The organism is Sarcina ventriculi (assembly GCF_900456775.1).
GTDB classification, from domain to species: domain Bacteria; phylum Bacillota; class Clostridia; order Clostridiales; family Clostridiaceae; genus Sarcina; species Sarcina ventriculi.
Genome location: NZ_UAUL01000007.1, coordinates 202,005 through 218,542 on the forward strand (window position 1 = coordinate 202,005; position 16,538 = coordinate 218,542).

General features: G+C 27.5%; 14 protein-coding genes and 7 tRNA genes. All 21 read right to left on the reverse strand.

What is annotated here, in order from left to right; translation table 11 throughout:
* A complete protein-coding gene (hpt, locus tag DR020_RS05180) occupies positions 1 to 549 on the reverse strand; it encodes a hypoxanthine phosphoribosyltransferase (RefSeq protein ID WP_174208897.1) in 549 nt (182 codons plus the stop codon).
* The gene (gene tilS, locus DR020_RS05185) at positions 542 to 1,954 is read right to left on the reverse strand and encodes a tRNA lysidine(34) synthetase TilS (RefSeq protein ID WP_058993858.1); all 1,413 of its coding nucleotides are present in this window, start codon (positions 1,952 to 1,954) and stop codon (positions 542 to 544) included. Before tilS ends, hpt begins: the two co-directional genes overlap by 8 nt.
* Before the next feature lie 170 nt (positions 1,955 to 2,124).
* On the reverse strand, positions 2,125 to 4,497 hold the full coding sequence (spoIIE, locus tag DR020_RS05190; RefSeq protein WP_112365415.1) for a stage II sporulation protein E: 2,373 nt from the start codon (positions 4,495 to 4,497) through the stop codon (positions 2,125 to 2,127).
* A gap of 222 nt (positions 4,498 to 4,719) precedes the next feature.
* Positions 4,720 to 4,808 (reverse strand) — tRNA-Leu (locus tag DR020_RS05195).
* Positions 4,809 to 4,824: 16 nt separating this feature from the next.
* Positions 4,825 to 4,901 (reverse strand) — tRNA-Met (locus tag DR020_RS05200).
* A gap of 5 nt (positions 4,902 to 4,906) precedes the next feature.
* Positions 4,907 to 4,982: transfer RNA gene (locus DR020_RS05205), tRNA-Met, on the reverse strand.
* Between the two features lie 5 nt (positions 4,983 to 4,987).
* Positions 4,988 to 5,076 (reverse strand) — tRNA-Leu (locus DR020_RS05210).
* A gap of 16 nt (positions 5,077 to 5,092) precedes the next feature.
* Positions 5,093 to 5,169 (reverse strand) — tRNA-Met (locus DR020_RS05215).
* Between the two features lie 6 nt (positions 5,170 to 5,175).
* Positions 5,176 to 5,251: transfer RNA gene (locus DR020_RS05220), tRNA-Met, on the reverse strand.
* 5 nt (positions 5,252 to 5,256) lie between these two features.
* Positions 5,257 to 5,345 (reverse strand) — tRNA-Leu (locus DR020_RS05225).
* 286 nt (positions 5,346 to 5,631) lie between these two features.
* Positions 5,632 to 6,033 carry a S1 domain-containing RNA-binding protein gene (locus DR020_RS05230; RefSeq protein WP_055258682.1) on the reverse strand — a complete coding sequence of 134 codons (402 nt, stop codon included), beginning with the start codon at positions 6,031 to 6,033 and terminating at the stop codon, positions 5,632 to 5,634.
* Between the two features lie 70 nt (positions 6,034 to 6,103).
* Positions 6,104 to 6,385 (reverse strand): FtsB family cell division protein, encoded by a 282-nt coding sequence (locus DR020_RS05235; RefSeq protein WP_055258684.1) that lies wholly within the window; start codon positions 6,383 to 6,385, stop codon positions 6,104 to 6,106.
* 89 nt (positions 6,386 to 6,474) lie between these two features.
* A complete protein-coding gene (gene yabQ, locus DR020_RS05240) occupies positions 6,475 to 6,849 on the reverse strand; it encodes a spore cortex biosynthesis protein YabQ (RefSeq protein WP_055258686.1) in 375 nt (124 codons plus the stop codon).
* Between the two features lie 8 nt (positions 6,850 to 6,857).
* Entirely contained in the window at positions 6,858 to 7,145 is a 288-nt protein-coding gene (gene yabP, locus DR020_RS05245) for a sporulation protein YabP (protein ID WP_055258688.1), read from the reverse strand.
* A 110-nt stretch (positions 7,146 to 7,255) separates the two neighbouring features.
* Positions 7,256 to 7,516, reverse strand: a complete 261-nt coding sequence (locus DR020_RS05250; protein WP_055258690.1) for an RNA-binding S4 domain-containing protein — start codon at positions 7,514 to 7,516, stop codon at positions 7,256 to 7,258.
* 65 nt (positions 7,517 to 7,581) lie between these two features.
* Complete coding sequence (locus DR020_RS05255) at positions 7,582 to 7,857, reverse strand: HU family DNA-binding protein (protein WP_055258692.1); 276 nt, start codon at positions 7,855 to 7,857, stop codon at positions 7,582 to 7,584.
* A gap of 169 nt (positions 7,858 to 8,026) precedes the next feature.
* Positions 8,027 to 9,475 (reverse strand): bifunctional methyltransferase/pyrophosphohydrolase YabN, encoded by a 1,449-nt coding sequence (yabN, locus tag DR020_RS05260; RefSeq protein WP_112365416.1) that lies wholly within the window; start codon positions 9,473 to 9,475, stop codon positions 8,027 to 8,029.
* Between the two features lie 44 nt (positions 9,476 to 9,519).
* Positions 9,520 to 11,058 (reverse strand): putative polysaccharide biosynthesis protein, encoded by a 1,539-nt coding sequence (locus DR020_RS05265; RefSeq protein WP_112365417.1) that lies wholly within the window; start codon positions 11,056 to 11,058, stop codon positions 9,520 to 9,522.
* A 75-nt stretch (positions 11,059 to 11,133) separates the two neighbouring features.
* A complete protein-coding gene (spoVT, locus tag DR020_RS05270) occupies positions 11,134 to 11,682 on the reverse strand; it encodes a stage V sporulation protein T (RefSeq protein WP_055258697.1) in 549 nt (182 codons plus the stop codon).
* A gap of 214 nt (positions 11,683 to 11,896) precedes the next feature.
* Positions 11,897 to 12,937 (reverse strand): SurA N-terminal domain-containing protein, encoded by a 1,041-nt coding sequence (locus tag DR020_RS05275; protein ID WP_112365418.1) that lies wholly within the window; start codon positions 12,935 to 12,937, stop codon positions 11,897 to 11,899.
* A gap of 87 nt (positions 12,938 to 13,024) precedes the next feature.
* Positions 13,025 to 16,537: a transcription-repair coupling factor gene (gene mfd / locus DR020_RS05280; RefSeq protein WP_112365419.1), complete on the reverse strand. Its 3,513-nt coding sequence runs from the start codon at positions 16,535 to 16,537 to the stop codon at positions 13,025 to 13,027.
* Between the last annotated feature and the right edge of the window lies 1 nt (position 16,538).

Genomic DNA, 16,538 nt, shown 5'->3' on the forward strand with positions numbered 1-16,538 from the left:
TTATTTTTCATATATCTCTCTTTTTAATATTCCTATGAATGGTAGATTTCTATATTTTTCACTATAATCCATGCCATATCCAACTATGAATTCATCAGGAATATCAAATCCAATATATTTCACCTTAATATCTGCTTTTCTTCTAGCTTTTTTATTTAATAGTGCTACTATTTCTATACTAGCAGCCTTTCTAACATTTAAATACTCTAAAAGATAACTTAAAGTTATTCCTGTATCTACTATATCTTCTACTATTAAAACATGTTTTCCTTCAATATCTTCATCTAAATCCTTTAGTATTTTTATAACACCAGAACTTTCTGTTGAACTGCCATAACTAGATACAGCCATAAAATCTAAAGAACAAGGTATCTTTATATGTTTTGCAAGATCTGATGTGAAAATTACAGAACCCTTTAAAATACCTACTATTAATAAATCTTTACCTTCGTAGTCTTTTGATATTTGCATTGAAATCTCTTTAACACGTTTTAATATTTCTTCTTCTGAGTAAAGAGTTTCTTCAATATCATTTGTAATACTATTCATAATCATGTCCTTTCCTATTATATCTTATTTCTAAAAATGTTTTAGTATTTTTAGTGACTTTAAATTTATCACTAGTTTTTAATCCCAAAATCCAAGCTACCTCATTATCAAATAATATTAAAGGTATGGTATCTCTTAAATCTTTAGGAACTTTAGCATCAATTAATATGTTTTTTATTTTTTGATTTCCTTTCATTCCTAATGGAATTATTTTATCTCCACTTTTTCTACCTCTTATAGTTATAGTCGAAATGTTAGAAATATCAAATACTTTTATGAAATTGTTGTTAACAAATCCATTAAAATTGTTCTTATTATATATTTTAAAAGTAAAATCACCATTTGCATAGCAAAAATCACTATTTTCTATATCTTTTTTGGAAATTTTTAATTCTTCAACACTAACATGATTATTTTCTTCTTTTGTATTATTATTTACTTTTAACTTTATATTCCCATACTCATTAATCGCTACAACATTATTAGTTATATTTATTTTCTTTCCCGAAGTTCCTTTTTGAAGGCTTATTATGTCATATATGTGCTTCATTTCAAAATTATTGAATTTTAAACTAATATCAGCTAAAGCTTTTCTAATAATCCTTGTAATTACAGCATCCATTTCTTCAAAAGCCTGCTTTTTAATAATAATATAAGCTTTTTCTATAATACAATATTCACTATATTTAGATTTTATTATACTATTAATTAACTCTATATCTTTGCTACAACTATAAGCTAGTCTATTTAAGGCAAAAATAACCTCCTTGTTAAAGTTATCCTCTATATAAGGTATGGCTTTTAACCTTATTTTATTTCTTGAATAAATTTCTTCTAAATTGCTCTTATCAATATGAGGATTTAATTCTTTTATTATGCAATATTTCTCTATTTCATCTCTTGTTAAGCATAAAATAGGTCTTATGTATTTATTATCTCTAATTGGCCTAATTCCAACTAAACCATCTATACCAGTCCCTCTAATAGCTCTCATTATAATAGTTTCAGCCTGATCATTAGCATTATGCGCTATTGCTATTTTATCTATATTTAATGTCTTCATTAATTCTTCAAAAAATTCATAACGCGCATCTCTTCCTGCCATTTCAGTAGATACACCCTTATCTTTAGCTAATTTTTTAATATCTACTCGTTTAACATAACAAGGTATATTTAAATTTTTACAAAAATTTAAACAATAATTCTCATCATCTAATGCTGCATCCCCTCTTAAACAATGATTAACATGAGCTGCAAATATAGTTATATTTAAACTCTCCTTTAGTTCATTCAAAATATTTAAAAGACAAATAGAATCAGGACCTCCAGATAAAGCTACCAATATTCTATCTTTATCTTTAATCATGGAGTTTTCTTTTATAAAACCCAAAACTTTATTTTCCACTATTAAACACACTCCATTATAAATTTAACCTTATAACATTATAGCATATTAAATCTTTAGTTAGAATTATAAATTAGTTTTATAATATCTTCAAATATTAAAATTAAAAATTTTGTACACTAATAAAATTTTAATAGATAATAACTATAATTTAGTTATTATCTATTATTTTAACCTTCTGTAAAAATTTTTGACACAATTACAGTCATATCATCTTTAGCTTTTCCTTCATTAAATTCCTTAGCTTTTTTTAGTATACTTATAGCAAGATCTTTTGGCTGCTTGATATTAGTATTTTCTAAAAAATTGACAAGCCACTCAACATTAAAAGAACCATTTTCTTTATTATCTAAAATACCATCACTTATATTTATTATCAAATCCCCATTTTTAACATTTTTTTCTACTATATCTATATCTACTCTATCCAATACGCCAAAAGGTAAAGAATTAGAGTTTATGACTTCAACATCCTTTTTTCTCTTTATAAAACTCTCTACAGCTCCAACCTTCATAAATTTAACTTTTCCATTATATAAATCTATCTTCTGCATATCTAAAGTTGCAAACTTTTCTTCCTCATCAAACTTAATTCCTATTATAGAATTTATAGTATTTATAGCTATTACATCATCAAATCCAAGTTCTATAAATTTTTCCATAATCTCGATAGCCATTTTACTTTCTGTACCAGCGCCCTTTCCTGAGCCCATACCATCTGATATCGCCATTATATAACTTCCATCTTTGGTTTTGCCATTACTATAAGAATCACCTGTATATTTTTCATCAAATTTTTTATCAGCAGCCACATAAGATGTAACTTTATATTTAGTCGCTTCCTCAAAACAAGCTTCCCACCTATTAACACTTTTATTCATTTCAAAACCATTTTCACAAAGACTCATAGTTTTTCCAACTGCACTACTGACTATAGGCACTATATATTCACAAATTTCCATTTGATTAAAATTATCCAATTGTATCTTTACATTAAGCCTTCCATATTTATCGTTATAGCATAATACATCATTATATACTATATATTCTTTACTTAAAGCGACTTTAACATCATTTTCTACTCCCGTTAAAATATCTAGCTCCCCTTGAAAATTATCAACAAGCTCGTTTATAGTCAAAGCCATATTATTTATATTTTTAGATAGAAGTTCTCGTCCTTCCTTCAATCTTTTTTTGAGATTTTCATTAATTCTATAAATAGACATTGTATTTTCTAAATTTTTTATCAACGTATATTTTTTTAAACACTTCTTCTCAAGCTCTAACGGAAACATATCATTTTGACAATTATCTATAAGTTCTACAAATGAATTGTAAGTTGAAGTCAATTCATTTTTCCAACATACTAACTTTCTTTCACAATTTACACAAGTTTTTTCCGATATATCATCTATTAATACATTATATTTATTTTCTAGAGAAAACTCCTCGTCTCTTTTGTAATTTAATATATTCCCAATCATCCCTAAAATATCAGTTAAATTCCTCACCTTTATAGTGAAATCATTTGTAATCTTATCCAAACAATTTTCATTATATTTATTTACTTTTATATCTTCATTCTGTTCTAAAAATATATGCTTATATAAACTTTTAGGAATTAAAAAAAATATACCAGTTGCAATTAATACTTCTATCATTCCATATTGAGTTAGAGTTTCACAATACATATTTATAATTAAATACATTATATTAAAAGAAAAAAATGTTAATATTTTTCCTGTTTCTTTAAATATTCCAGCTACAAGACCACAAGAGCTATAAATTGCTATATACAAAGGTAAATTTCCAGAAACAAAGCCTAAAACAATTCCCATAATAGCACCAATACAAGCTCCCATATTATAACTAATTCCATACGAGATAGAAATAACAAATAGTAATGCTACTATATTTCTAAACCCAATCTGAAATAATGAAATCTCTCCAATTCCAACTATAAGCAATGCTATAAATAATCCCAAAGTTATAATTTCATTACTATTAAACATATGCCTATTATAGATATTATCTAAACATTTTATACTATATGTCATCATAAAATATATAGGATAAATAAGACCTGAAATTATAAAAGATATTATTATATTTATAATGAAATCAGTCTTACTTATGAATACACCATATGATAAAACTGTAAAAAATACAATTAAAAAACTAAGCCTAATCTTTTGATTATCAGTTGTTTTCATATTAGCAGTTTGTAAAATAATTATTAGCATCAATATTATTAAATATAGAGGAAATTCTTTCACCTTATTAAAAAGAGTTATATATCCTAAAAATATTCCTAGCGAAGCACAATAAAATGTTTTTCTATCTTTTTTCATTACAGATAAAGAATATGCTATCCCAAAAGGTGCTAAACTATTAAAACCGCCAAAGCTCATAGCTATGTTAACCCTGCTTATTAATAATCCTATAATAAAATACAAAACAAAATTTATAACAACATAACTATTGTTTTTTAATATAGAATTTTTATTGTCGCCATAATTATTAACTTTAGCTCCATATTGCATACAATTCACCTCTTCCATTAATTGTAATTATATTATACCAATATGGGATATTTTTTTATATAAATTTATGTATTTTTTTTACATTTTCGTAAGACATATTTCTCTTTTTATATATATTTTTTTATTTTTTTTTATAATAATCTACACAAAAATAAAATAAAATACTATATATCATTTTTTATTGAAAACACAAAAAACTCATCTAAAAATTTAGATGAGTTTTGGTGCCGAAGACCGGAATCGAACCGGTACGATGTGTTAGCATCGCAGGATTTTAAGTCCTGTGCGTCTGCCAGTTCCGCCACTTCGGCATATATTTAATTTAAATGGTAGCGGGAATAGGACTTGAACCTACGACCCTTCGGGTATGAACCGAATGCTCTAGCCAGCTGAGCTATCCCGCCATAATTGGTTGCGGGGGCAGGACTTGAACCTACGACCTTCGGGTTATGAGCCCGACGAGCTGCCAACTGCTCCACCCCGCGATATTTGGTGCCGAAGACCGGAATCGAACCGGTACGATGTGTTAGCATCGCAGGATTTTAAGTCCTGTGCGTCTGCCAGTTCCGCCACTTCGGCATATATTTAATTTAAATGGTAGCGGGAATAGGACTTGAACCTACGACCCTTCGGGTATGAACCGAATGCTCTAGCCAGCTGAGCTATCCCGCCATAATTTGGTTGCGGGGGCAGGACTTGAACCTACGACCTTCGGGTTATGAGCCCGACGAGCTGCCAACTGCTCCACCCCGCGATATTTGGTGCCGAAGACCGGAATCGAACCGGTACGATGTGTTAGCATCGCAGGATTTTAAGTCCTGTGCGTCTGCCAGTTCCGCCACTTCGGCATGCATTTAATTTCTTTAGTTATCTTAGCGACATGTTTTATTATACATAACACTTTAGTAAGTGTCAACACTTTTTTAAAATTTTTTTTATAATTCTATAACAGACATAAAGGCTGTATCAAATATAGATAATTCTTAAAAATTTATATTAACGTAAATGTAAATTAAAAAGAATGTAAATAATTTTGAAACAGCCATTACCATACTTGATTTTAATTTAAAATGAATTTACTCCATATATAATATACTAACCATAATAAATACTATTATTATGTTAATTTAAATTTTAGTAACTTCTCTTTTTATTTTTAACATCTTGATGTTTTTTAACATCTTGAAGTCTTTCTTCGCTATCTTTTAAAAACTTAGACATTATATCCTCAAAATTATTTGAAGAAGTTTTTCTTTTCTCTGAAATCCAATCTATTTCTATAGGTTTAGCGGATTTTCTTTTAGGTGGCATTGCTTGTTTAATAGATAAACTCATCTTACCATTATCATCTACTGAAAGAACTTTAACTTTAACTACATCCTGTTCTTTTAAATGTTCTCTTATATCTTTAACATAAGAATCAGCAACTTCTGAGATGTGAACTAATCCTGTCTTTCCACCAACTTCAACAAATGCACCAAAATTAGTAATATTTATTACTTTGCCTTCTAATATGTTTCCTGCCTCTAAGGTCATGTTTAAAAGATTCCTCCTTAAATTAATTTAAAATAAATATATGTTATTTAAATAATAACCTAAAATACAATTAATTAGATTCACTAGAACTTATTATAACCTTTTCTCCATTTCTTATCATTCCAAGACGTTCTCTAGCTAATCTTTCTATATATGAATCTGAGTTTACCATATCAACTTCATTCTGCAACTTTACATTTTCTTCTTGCAATTGCTGAAGTTCTTCATTTTTTGTAGCTATGTTCTTATTTAACCTTTTCATAGTAGATTCCTGTCTTACAAAAGCTATAATAAATACTCCAAATATTATCATAACCACTAACGTTTTAATTTTAATTTTTCCATTTCTCATATATGTCCCCCAATAAAAAATGGCTTATTATAAGTATATTTTAAACACTATTATTTTTTTATTCAAGATTTTTTTCAATTCTTTAGTAATTATTTTATAAAAATACTTTTAAATATATATATTAAATTCTTAAATATTACCCTTATAATTTTTAATAATTTCCTTATAAGCAAAGATTCAAATTTCAGTAGTTTTTTAGACAAGAAAATAAAATATATTCCCATTCCCAAAAGTATAAATACATACACATATAGGTTTAAAAAACCATAATTAAACTTTAATAAAAATATAAATACTATTATACTACATAATATCCAAAATAATACATCTTGTAATATACTTATAATTTTTATTCTCTCTTTTCCCCTTATTATCCTGTAAATATCGAAAAAAATACCTATTATAAAGCCAGCTATAAATGGGTATATTATCATATCAAACTGTATTTTTAATGGCAATAACATAATAATTATTATCTCCCTAATCTAGGAATTATAAATCTTCTTTTTCTTCTAGCCTTTGTTCCTGAATATATTAAGCTGTCTACATATCCATGAATTATTATTTCACTATTTTCCAAGTCTAATTTTTTCACTCTAAGATTTTTCCCTTTTATAGCTAAAGAGCCTAAATTAGTGTTTACTGTTATCTTCTCATCATTAAAATTTAATACCTCTAATACTCCATTTACTACTAAAACTTTTCTATCTTCAAGATTTAAACTATTTTTATTTTCTTCTTTTACAAGTTTATTTTCCATAAAACTCCTCCATATATTAAAAACTTTAAAATATTTTCTAAATTATAATTATGCTAACTCAACATAAAAAATAACTAACTCAATTTTTAAATATGGAGACATTTATACTTTTATTCTGTATCCTCTTCGCCTTCTATTATTTCATACATATTTTTTGCATCTTCTTTTCTAACATGTTCAGCTAAATTTATAATTTTTGCTTTTAATACTTTATTTCCAAAAACTATTTCTATAATATCATCTTCTTTTAAATTAGTTGATGGTTTTGCCACCTTCCCATTTATACTAACTCTTCCACCCTCACAAGCTTCTTTTGCTACAGTTCTTCTCTTTATAATTCTAGATACTTTTAAATATTTATCTAATCTCATATATTTTCCTCCTATAAACCTAAATATTATTAAAGAACCTAAGATTTCTTAGGTTCTTTTCAAAATTACTTATTAACTTTTTCCTTTAACTCTTTACCAGGTTTGAAAACAGGAGCTATTGATGCAGGAATAATTATTGCCTCTTTAGTTCTTGGGTTTCTTCCTTCTCTTGCAGCTCTTTCTCTTGTTTCAAAAGTTCCAAAACCAACTAATTGAACTTTTTCCTTATTTTCTAAAGCTTCAGTAACACTTTCTATAAATCCTCTTAAAGCTGTTTCAGTATCCTTCTTTGTTAATCCAGACTTTTCAGCCATTTTTGTTATTAATTCTGCTTTATTCACTTTTACATCCTCCTTAAATTTACATAATTAGCTAATTTTTTAATATAGCTATAAATACTAAACTTAGCTTATATTATCATACAATATATTTTTTTCTTTGTATAGTCAATGATTCTATATTATCTAAGAAATAATAATATAATTATTTTAAAAGCTTATTTTTATGATTTTATTGAAAGTTTTTAGCCTCATTCCAAAGCTCATCCATTTGTTCTAATGTTAAATCCTTAAGAAATTTATGTTTTTCTAAAGTTTTTTTCTCCATATAAGAAAATCTAGCAATAAATTTTTTTATTGTTTTTCTAAGAGCTTCTTCACAGTCAATATTTAATAATCTTGATAAGTTTACACATGAAAATAGTAAATCTCCAAGTTCTTCTTCTATTCTTGACTTATTTTCATCTTTATATACGTCCTTCACTTCATCTAACTCTTCTTCTATTTTTTTAATAGCGTCAGAGGCACTATCAAAATCAAATCCAACCTTTTTAGCTTTATTTTGTACTTTACTTGCAATTATCAAAGCTGGTAACGCATCTGCTATACTTTTCATTTCTTCTGTTAGTGTTGAAAATCCTTTTTCTTTTTGCTTAATCTCATCCCAATTATCTAATACTTCTTCTGCTGAACTTATTTTTAAATCTTTAAAGACATGAGGATGTCTATATAGCATTTTATTATATATGCCTTGTATAACATCATTTATGTCAAAATAGCCATCTTCTTTTCCTATAGATGAATGAAAAATCACTTGTAAAAGTACATCTCCAAGCTCCTCTATGAGTGCATTTTCGTCCTCTTTTTCTATTGCATCTAAAACCTCAAAGCTTTCCTCTATTACATTCCTTTTAATACTTTTATGAGTTTGTTCTCTATCCCAAGGGCAACCATCTTCCCCTCTTAAAGTATCTATTAAATCAACAAAATCATAAAAATCTTTTTTGTTATTTAAATCTTTAGGAATATAAATTGACGTTAAATAATCTATATCTTCTTGCCAATCTAATTCGTACAAAGGAATTTTTCTTATACTTTCTAGACCTTCAATTCCTGCTGCTCTAACAAAAAATATCTCTGTATCTTCATTATATCCTTCCAAAAGTTTTATTTTAACTTCAGAAGCTATAAATTTATTATAAACTTGAGTTATTACACATCCTATTCTCTTATCAATGATTTGATTATTTATATCAAAAGCATCAATTATTTTTATACCTTCTATTGGATCTATTTTTAAACTCTCCATGATAGCATCTATAAAGCTAACAGCTGGATATAATTTATACTCTATATTATTCTTCTTACAAAGTTCTATTAAATTTAAAACTGATTTTTCCGCTACCAACGGATGTCCTGGAACTCCATATATTATTTCTTCTTTATCGGCCAAATTTTTTATTATATCATTTGCAATATATTCATAAACATTATCAAAACTATCAAACATTTCATAAGCATGGTCATAAGTATTAAATATTATACCTTGCTCTTTTAAAAAATCAACTGTAGGGTGTTTTTCTGTTCTAAAATAAATATTTTTGTTTTTTTTAAGCTCATTTAAAACACCTATAGTTAATGCATTATAATCTCCAGGGCCTAGACCTACTATCTTTAGCATAACAGCTCTCCTTCGTGTAAAATATAAAATATGTTAAGATTAATTTATTTTTTATATACTTTTCTTTCTTTAATCTCATCATACCTTAATATTTTTAATAATATTATTAATACTACATATATAATAATACCCACAAATATAGAAATCAAGCATGATAAACTACTATTTATTCCTATATCCGTAATTTTTAAATATGTTAATAAGACACCTGTAATCATTAATAGGGATGCAATGATAGGTTTTATTACTATATCTGTAAAATAGAATCTACATTTTAATTTCTTAACCATGTAAACAACATTTAATATTGCTACTACAAAATAAGCTGATATAGTCGCTATAACTGCTCCATATATATTTAAATTTGGCATTGGAACTAAAATAGTAGTTAAAATTACTTTTATTACACACCCAATAAATAAATTTAAAACTGGTCTATAATAATATCTTGTTCCTTGTAAAATTGATGTTGTTATATTGGTTATTACTAAAAATGGAATGCTTAATGCTAAATATTTAAGAATAATAAACCCTTCTGATTTTCCTGGAAATATTAATTTCATTATAGGTCCTGCCATAAAATATAATCCTAAAAAACAAGGTAACGCAACTAACATGCTAAGCTTTATAGATAAATTTATTTTATTTTCTAAACCATTTTTATTTTTTAATATATAAAGTTCAGATATTATTGGAATTATTGAAGCAGATAATGCTGCCGTTAAAGTCATTGGAATATTAGTAAATATTGATGCTTTTCCTGTTAGTTGCGCGTAAAGTATCGTTGCATTTTGCATACTCATTCCTGATTGTAAAAGTTTCTGTGGGACTAAAACAGAATCTATAACTCCCATAATACTTCCTACAGCGGCTCCTACTGATATCGGAAGTGCTACTTTCATTATTTCCATAAATACCTTATCGCTTCTACTTATTTTTCTTATGTTATTTTCTTTTTTAACTCTTAAATACTTAGGCCAAAGATATAAACCACTTAAAATCGCTCCTGCCGCTGCACCAAAAGAAGCTCCCCCTGCCGCTTTTTCTATTCCATATGGAAATAATAAGAACGCTAGTCCAACACCAAAAACCACGCGACCTATCTGTTCTATAACTTGAGATACTGCTGTTGGTGTCATATTTTGCATTCCTTGAAAGAAACCTCTAAGTGGTGTCATAAATCCTATAAAAAGAGGAGCTAAACAAACTCCAAGTATTGAATAGTACGCTTTTTCATCCCATTTTAACACATGTATAATAACCTTTCCAAAACCCCCTAGAAAAATGGTTGTCCCAAGACCTAATAAAATCATTACTTTTAATGCTTCTTTTATAACCTGAAACACTTCATCTCTTTTTCCTAGCGCTATTTTTTCAGATATAAGCTTTGAAACAGCTATTGGAACTCCAGTTGATATAGCTATAAACAACATATAAAGGGGATAAGTCATTTGATAATATCCAAGCCCTTCATCCCCTATTAACATTATTAGTGGCCATCTAAAAAATATACCTAAAAATTTTGCTAATATGCTAGCAAAAACTAGTATTAAACTACCCTTAACCAATGATTGCTTTTTCATAAATACCTCCAGATATTATTAACTGTTTAATTTTATTGTTAATCTAGAGGTATTATTCCTAATGATAATTAAATATTATTGCTCCATTTGTTTTCCTAAAAATACAGCTGCAGTTTCTGCCAATTTACTTTCTAATTCTCCTAATTTTTCATCTTCTTTAGAAATTATTATAACAGAGCCTATCACATCTCCCTCTGCTATAATTGGTGATATAACTTGACTTGAATATTTAGATTCATCATCATCATTATATAGAGGTATTACATTTTTTCCATCTTCCCCTAAAATAACTGTTTTCCTATTTTCTATTACTTGTTCTAGTTCATCACTAACTTTTTTATCTATAAATTCTTTTTTTGTAGTGCCACTTACTGATATAAAGGCATCATTATCAGCAATTAAAATTATATGTCCCATAGTTTGTTGTAATGCTTCAGCGTATTCTTTTGAAAAATCTGTTAATTCACCAATTGGAGAATATTTTTTTAATATAACTCCACCCTCTCTATCAGTAAATATTTCTAATGGATCTCCTTCTCTAATTCTTAATGTTCTCCTAATTTCTTTTGGAATTACAACCCTTCCTAAATCATCAATACGTCTAACTATTCCTGTTGCTTTCATTTGTTTTTTCCTCCTTAATTATCTATGTATAATTATTTTTAATAAAATAGGGTATTACTATATCTAGTTTTCAATATTAGTATCTTATTAATTTCAAATTTTATACACATTGGTTATAATTTATCTATAAAGAAAATTTTACTTTAAAAATTAAATATTAAATTTAAAAATAAAAAAACGCAAAGCATCAATACTTTGCGATTTTTTAAACAATTTATAAACCTTCTTTTAACTTATCATTATAAGTTTTTGCATTAAATTCCTCTTCCCAAGCAGTTAATCCTTCAGTCATAACATCAACCTTTTTATTATATAAAACTTTTTCCTTTACTTCTTCCTTTAATTCATCATCTAAAGGCTTTTCAGTTGTTGCCACTACATTATCTCCTTGAAGTATAACATACTTTGAATTGTAATTTATAACTTCTGATACTCCCTTACTTTCTGTTATACCTTTTACAGCTTCCATAAATGTAGTTTCATAAGTAGTTGAGTTATAACCTATTTTTCCTAAATCACTAGCTGTCGGAAGATTTTTCTCTTCATCTGTTGCCTCCTCTGCTTCTGCCTTTTCAACATTAGCTACATATTCGTTATATAAAGCATCAAAAGTTGCTGTACCATTTTTTATAGCTTCACTTGCAACCTTTGCTTCCTCTTCAGTTTTAAATGAAAGTTCCTTAATATTAACACTTCCATAATTTAAATAATCATTTTTATTCTCATTATAATAAGTTTCAACTTCTTCATCAGAAACTGACAAATCCTTAGTCATATAATCTTGAAGTATTTCACATATTATAGAACTTTTAAACATTTCTTTAACAGAACTTTCTCCATATGTCTCTATATATTCATCATATTTATCCCCTAAATACTCTTTAAGACTTTCCATTTTAGCATCTATTTGAGTATTTATTTCATCTTCTGATGGCACTATTCCTAACTTCTCAGCTTGTAAAACCATAAGTTTTTCTTGAACTAAGGAACTTAACATACTTTGTCTTTCATATAATACTCTAGATTGTATTTGTGAATCCTTAAGATAATCACTGCCATATTGTGTTTCTAATGTTGTATATAATCCCTTTAAATTTCCATTAACCTCCCCTAAAGTTATATCCTCATCATTTACAACAGCCACAACAGTTTTTTGTATTGCCTCATCTGTTTTTTCAACCATTGTAAGACAAACTCCACCAATTGTTGCAACTCCAGCAACTATAACTATCACTAATTTTTTCCAAGTTTTCATAATTCCCCTCACTTAATTTCCTTATATTTTCATATTTTTATAATGTTAACTTTATAATAATATACCAATATTACAATTTTATTTCAATTATTTGTTTTTATAGGAAACTAAATCATCCAATATTTCTTTAAATTTTTCTAAAACACTTTCTTTTTTCATATCCTTATATTTATAAACAAAGGCTGGTTTATCACCAAATCTAAACAATATATTTTCTTTATTCTTTTCTAAAAGCCTTATAAATAACTGTTTATCAGTTCTTTCTCTACTTTCAAATTTGAATACAACCTCATTATTTATCTCTTTTATTTCTTCTATATTTAAAATTTTCCCTTTACTTTTTATATATGCTATATCCATGAGATTGTAAATCTCTTTTGGTATGGTTGAAAATCTATCTCCAAGTTCCTCCTCAACATATACATAATCATCCATACTTTGAATAGATGCTATTTTTTTATATATCTCAATTTTTTGTATCTCATCTTCTATATACGTTGATGGAATAAATGCATCAACTTTTATATCAACTGTTGTTTCAACTGGTTCTTGATCTATATCACCTTTAATTAGCTTTATAGTATCCTCAAGCATTCTACAATATAAATCATATCCAACAGCAGCCATTTGACCATGTTGAGCAGAACTCATCATATTTCCTGCTCCTCTTATTTCTAAATCTCTCATAGCAATTTTAAATCCCGAACCTAGTTCTGTAAAATCTTTAAGAGCTTTAAGTCTCTTCTCAGCAACTTCTGTTAAAATCTTATCTTTTTGATAAGTAAAATAAGTATAAGCAACCCTATTACTTCTTCCTACTCTTCCCCTTAACTGATAAAGTTGAGATAGTCCCATTTTGTCTGCATCATAGACTACCATTGTATTAACATTTGGAATATCTATTCCAGTTTCTATTATTGATGTGCAAACTAATATATTAAACTCCTTATTCATGAAAGCAATCATTTCTTTTTCTAATTGCCTTTCTGTCATTTGACCATGAATAATAGTTACCTTTCCTTCTGGAACTAAATTTTGAATATAACTTGCCATACTTTGTATACTTTCAACTCTATTATATACAAAATAAACTTGACCACCTCTTCCTATTTCTCTAAGAATAGCATCTCTTATCAATTGATCATTTTGTTCTACAACATAAGTTTGTATCGGATATCTATCCTCTGGTGGCGTTTCTATTACTGATATATCACGAACTCCTGTTAATGACATATGAAGTGTTCTTGGAATAGGCGTAGCACTTAGGGTTAAAACATCTACATTCTTTTTAACACTTTTAATTTTTTCCTTTTGAGCAACTCCAAATCTTTGTTCTTCATCTACTATTAAAAGACCTAAATCTTTAAATTCTATATCTTTAGAAACAAGCCTATGAGTTCCTATTAAGATATCTACATTACCTTCTTTTAATGCCTTAATAGTTTCTGTTTGTTGTTTTCGACTTCTAAATCTACTTACCATATCAACCTTTATAGGAAATCCTGAAAATCTTTTTAAAAAGTTATTGTAATGTTGGTCTGCTAATATAGTTGTTGGAACTAAAAATGCTACTTGCTTTCCATCCATAACAGCTTTAAAAGCTGCTCTTATTGCAACCTCTGTTTTACCATAACCAACATCTCCACATAAAAGTCTGTCCATAGGCTTATCAGATTCCATATCTTTTTTTATTTCTTCTAAAGATGTTAATTGATCTGGTGTTTCATCATGAGGGAACTCATCCTCGAACTGTTTTTGCCATTGAGTATCTTTTGAAAACTTATATCCCTTTAATGCAGCTCTTGTTGCATAAAGGTTTACCAAATCTTCAGCTATATCGTTTATAGATTTTCTAGCTTTGGCTTTGGCTTTTATCCATTCATTTCCTCCAAGCTTATTTACCTTAGGAGAACTTCCTTCTGAACCTATATACTTTTGAACTAAATCCAATTGTTCAACAGGAACATAAAGTTTATCTCCTTTGGTATACTCAATATCTAAGTAATCCCTCATATGACCTTGTACTTCTATTTGCTTTATGCCTTTATAAACACCAATACCACTATTTACATGAACTACATAATCACCTGGCTTAAGTTCTCCAAAGCTTGCTATTTTGGCTACACCTTTTTGTTTTATTTTTTTCTTTGATGATTTTCTTTTTCCTTCACCAAAAAATTCTTTATCTGAAATTAAACATAATTTTAAGTCCGAATATTCAAAACCTTTAAGTTGACTTCCATAAGTTATGACAACTTCTCCATCCTTAATTTCATCTATTTTTTCCTTGTATACACTCTCTATATCATTTTCCCTTAAAGTGTTAACAAGCCTTTCCCCCCTTGGCTTTGTTCCTGCTAAAATAATCGTCTTAAAACCTCTAGCTTTTCTATCTTTAATGTCATCTATAAGAAAATCTAACTGTCCTTGATAATTATTTAATGTGCCTTGCTTAAAAGTTGCACTTTCACACAAAGAATAAAAATCTTTACTTCCTTCAAAAGAATTTATAGCTACTATTTTTCTATCTTTAAAAGAATTAATAATAATCTCTTCATCTAACAATAAATTCCCCTGCGATGGAAGTATACTTCCTCTTTCCAAAAAAGATTCGTAATTTTCTTTAAATTCAATAATTGTACTATCAAGCTTTCCTCTACATCTTTTTGTATCATCTATTATCATTAAATAATTATCCAAATAGTCAAAAAGTGTAGACGGCTTTTTAAAGAAAAAAGGAAGGTAACTATCTATAGTTTCAAAAGTCCAATTTTCCTTTAAATTTTCTATATTCCTATTTACCATATCACAGACTCTGTTTATAACTTCATCATCATGATTTTTTGATTCTTTAAAATTTTCAAGTTCAGAACTTATATTTTTTATAGCATAATCTACAATCTCATCATTTAATATTATTTCTTTAGCTGGAAAAATTTCAATTTCCCTTATCTTATCAATACTTCTTTGAGATTCTACATTAAATCTTCTAATTGACTCAATTTCATCTCCAAAAAGCTCAATTCTATATGGAACAGAACTATTAGGTGGATATATATCTAATATCCCACCTCTTAAAGAAAATTCTCCCTTTCCTTCAACAACCTCTACTCTTTCGTATCCACACCCTAAAAGCTTTTTAGATAACTCTAATAAATTTAGTTCCTTTCCAGCCTTTAATTTAATAGTATTTTCCTTAAATAAATTAACAGGTGTATATGTTGTCGCAAAAGAATCCATAGTTACTATAATTATTTTCTTTTTCTTATTTAATATTTCCCTTATAACAGATAATCTAGCCCATCTTAAATCGCCAGATATAGCTGCAATATTATAAAATACTATTTCCTTTGCAGGTAAATAATAAACATCCTGTGTGTAAAACGATAAATCCTCACACATATTTCTAGCTTCTATATCACTATGGGTTACTATAACCATAGATTTGTCTTGCTCCTCATAAATAGCATTTATCATATAACTTTTTCCAGATTCAGAAAGTCCATTTATCTCTAAATTTTTATTTCTATTTAAAGAATCTTTTATGCTTGTAAAGCTATCACTATTTAATAAAGGATTTATTAACCCTTGTAGTCTCAAA

Bases quoted from the DNA above. Each gene is read 5' to 3' on its own strand.
- hpt (WP_174208897.1), bottom strand. From the start codon at position 549: ATGAATAGTATTACAAATGATATTGAAGAAACTCTTTACTCAGAAGAA.
- spoIIE (WP_112365415.1), bottom strand. From the start codon at position 4,497: ATGCAATATGGAGCTAAAGTTAATAATTATGGCGACAATAAAAATTCT.
- DR020_RS05230 (WP_055258682.1), bottom strand. From the start codon at position 6,033: ATGACCTTAGAGGCAGGAAACATATTAGAAGGCAAAGTAATAAATATT.
- DR020_RS05235 (WP_055258684.1), bottom strand. From the start codon at position 6,385: ATGAGAAATGGAAAAATTAAAATTAAAACGTTAGTGGTTATGATAATA.
- yabQ (WP_055258686.1), bottom strand. From the start codon at position 6,849: ATGTTATTGCCATTAAAAATACAGTTTGATATGATAATATACCCATTT.
- yabP (WP_055258688.1), bottom strand. From the start codon at position 7,145: ATGGAAAATAAACTTGTAAAAGAAGAAAATAAAAATAGTTTAAATCTT.
- DR020_RS05250 (WP_055258690.1), bottom strand. From the start codon at position 7,516: ATGAGATTAGATAAATATTTAAAAGTATCTAGAATTATAAAGAGAAGA.
- yabN (WP_112365416.1), bottom strand. From the start codon at position 9,475: ATGCTAAAGATAGTAGGTCTAGGCCCTGGAGATTATAATGCATTAACT.
- DR020_RS05265 (WP_112365417.1), bottom strand. From the start codon at position 11,058: ATGAAAAAGCAATCATTGGTTAAGGGTAGTTTAATACTAGTTTTTGCT.
- spoVT (WP_055258697.1), bottom strand. From the start codon at position 11,682: ATGAAAGCAACAGGAATAGTTAGACGTATTGATGATTTAGGAAGGGTT.
- DR020_RS05275 (WP_112365418.1), bottom strand. From the start codon at position 12,937: ATGAAAACTTGGAAAAAATTAGTGATAGTTATAGTTGCTGGAGTTGCA.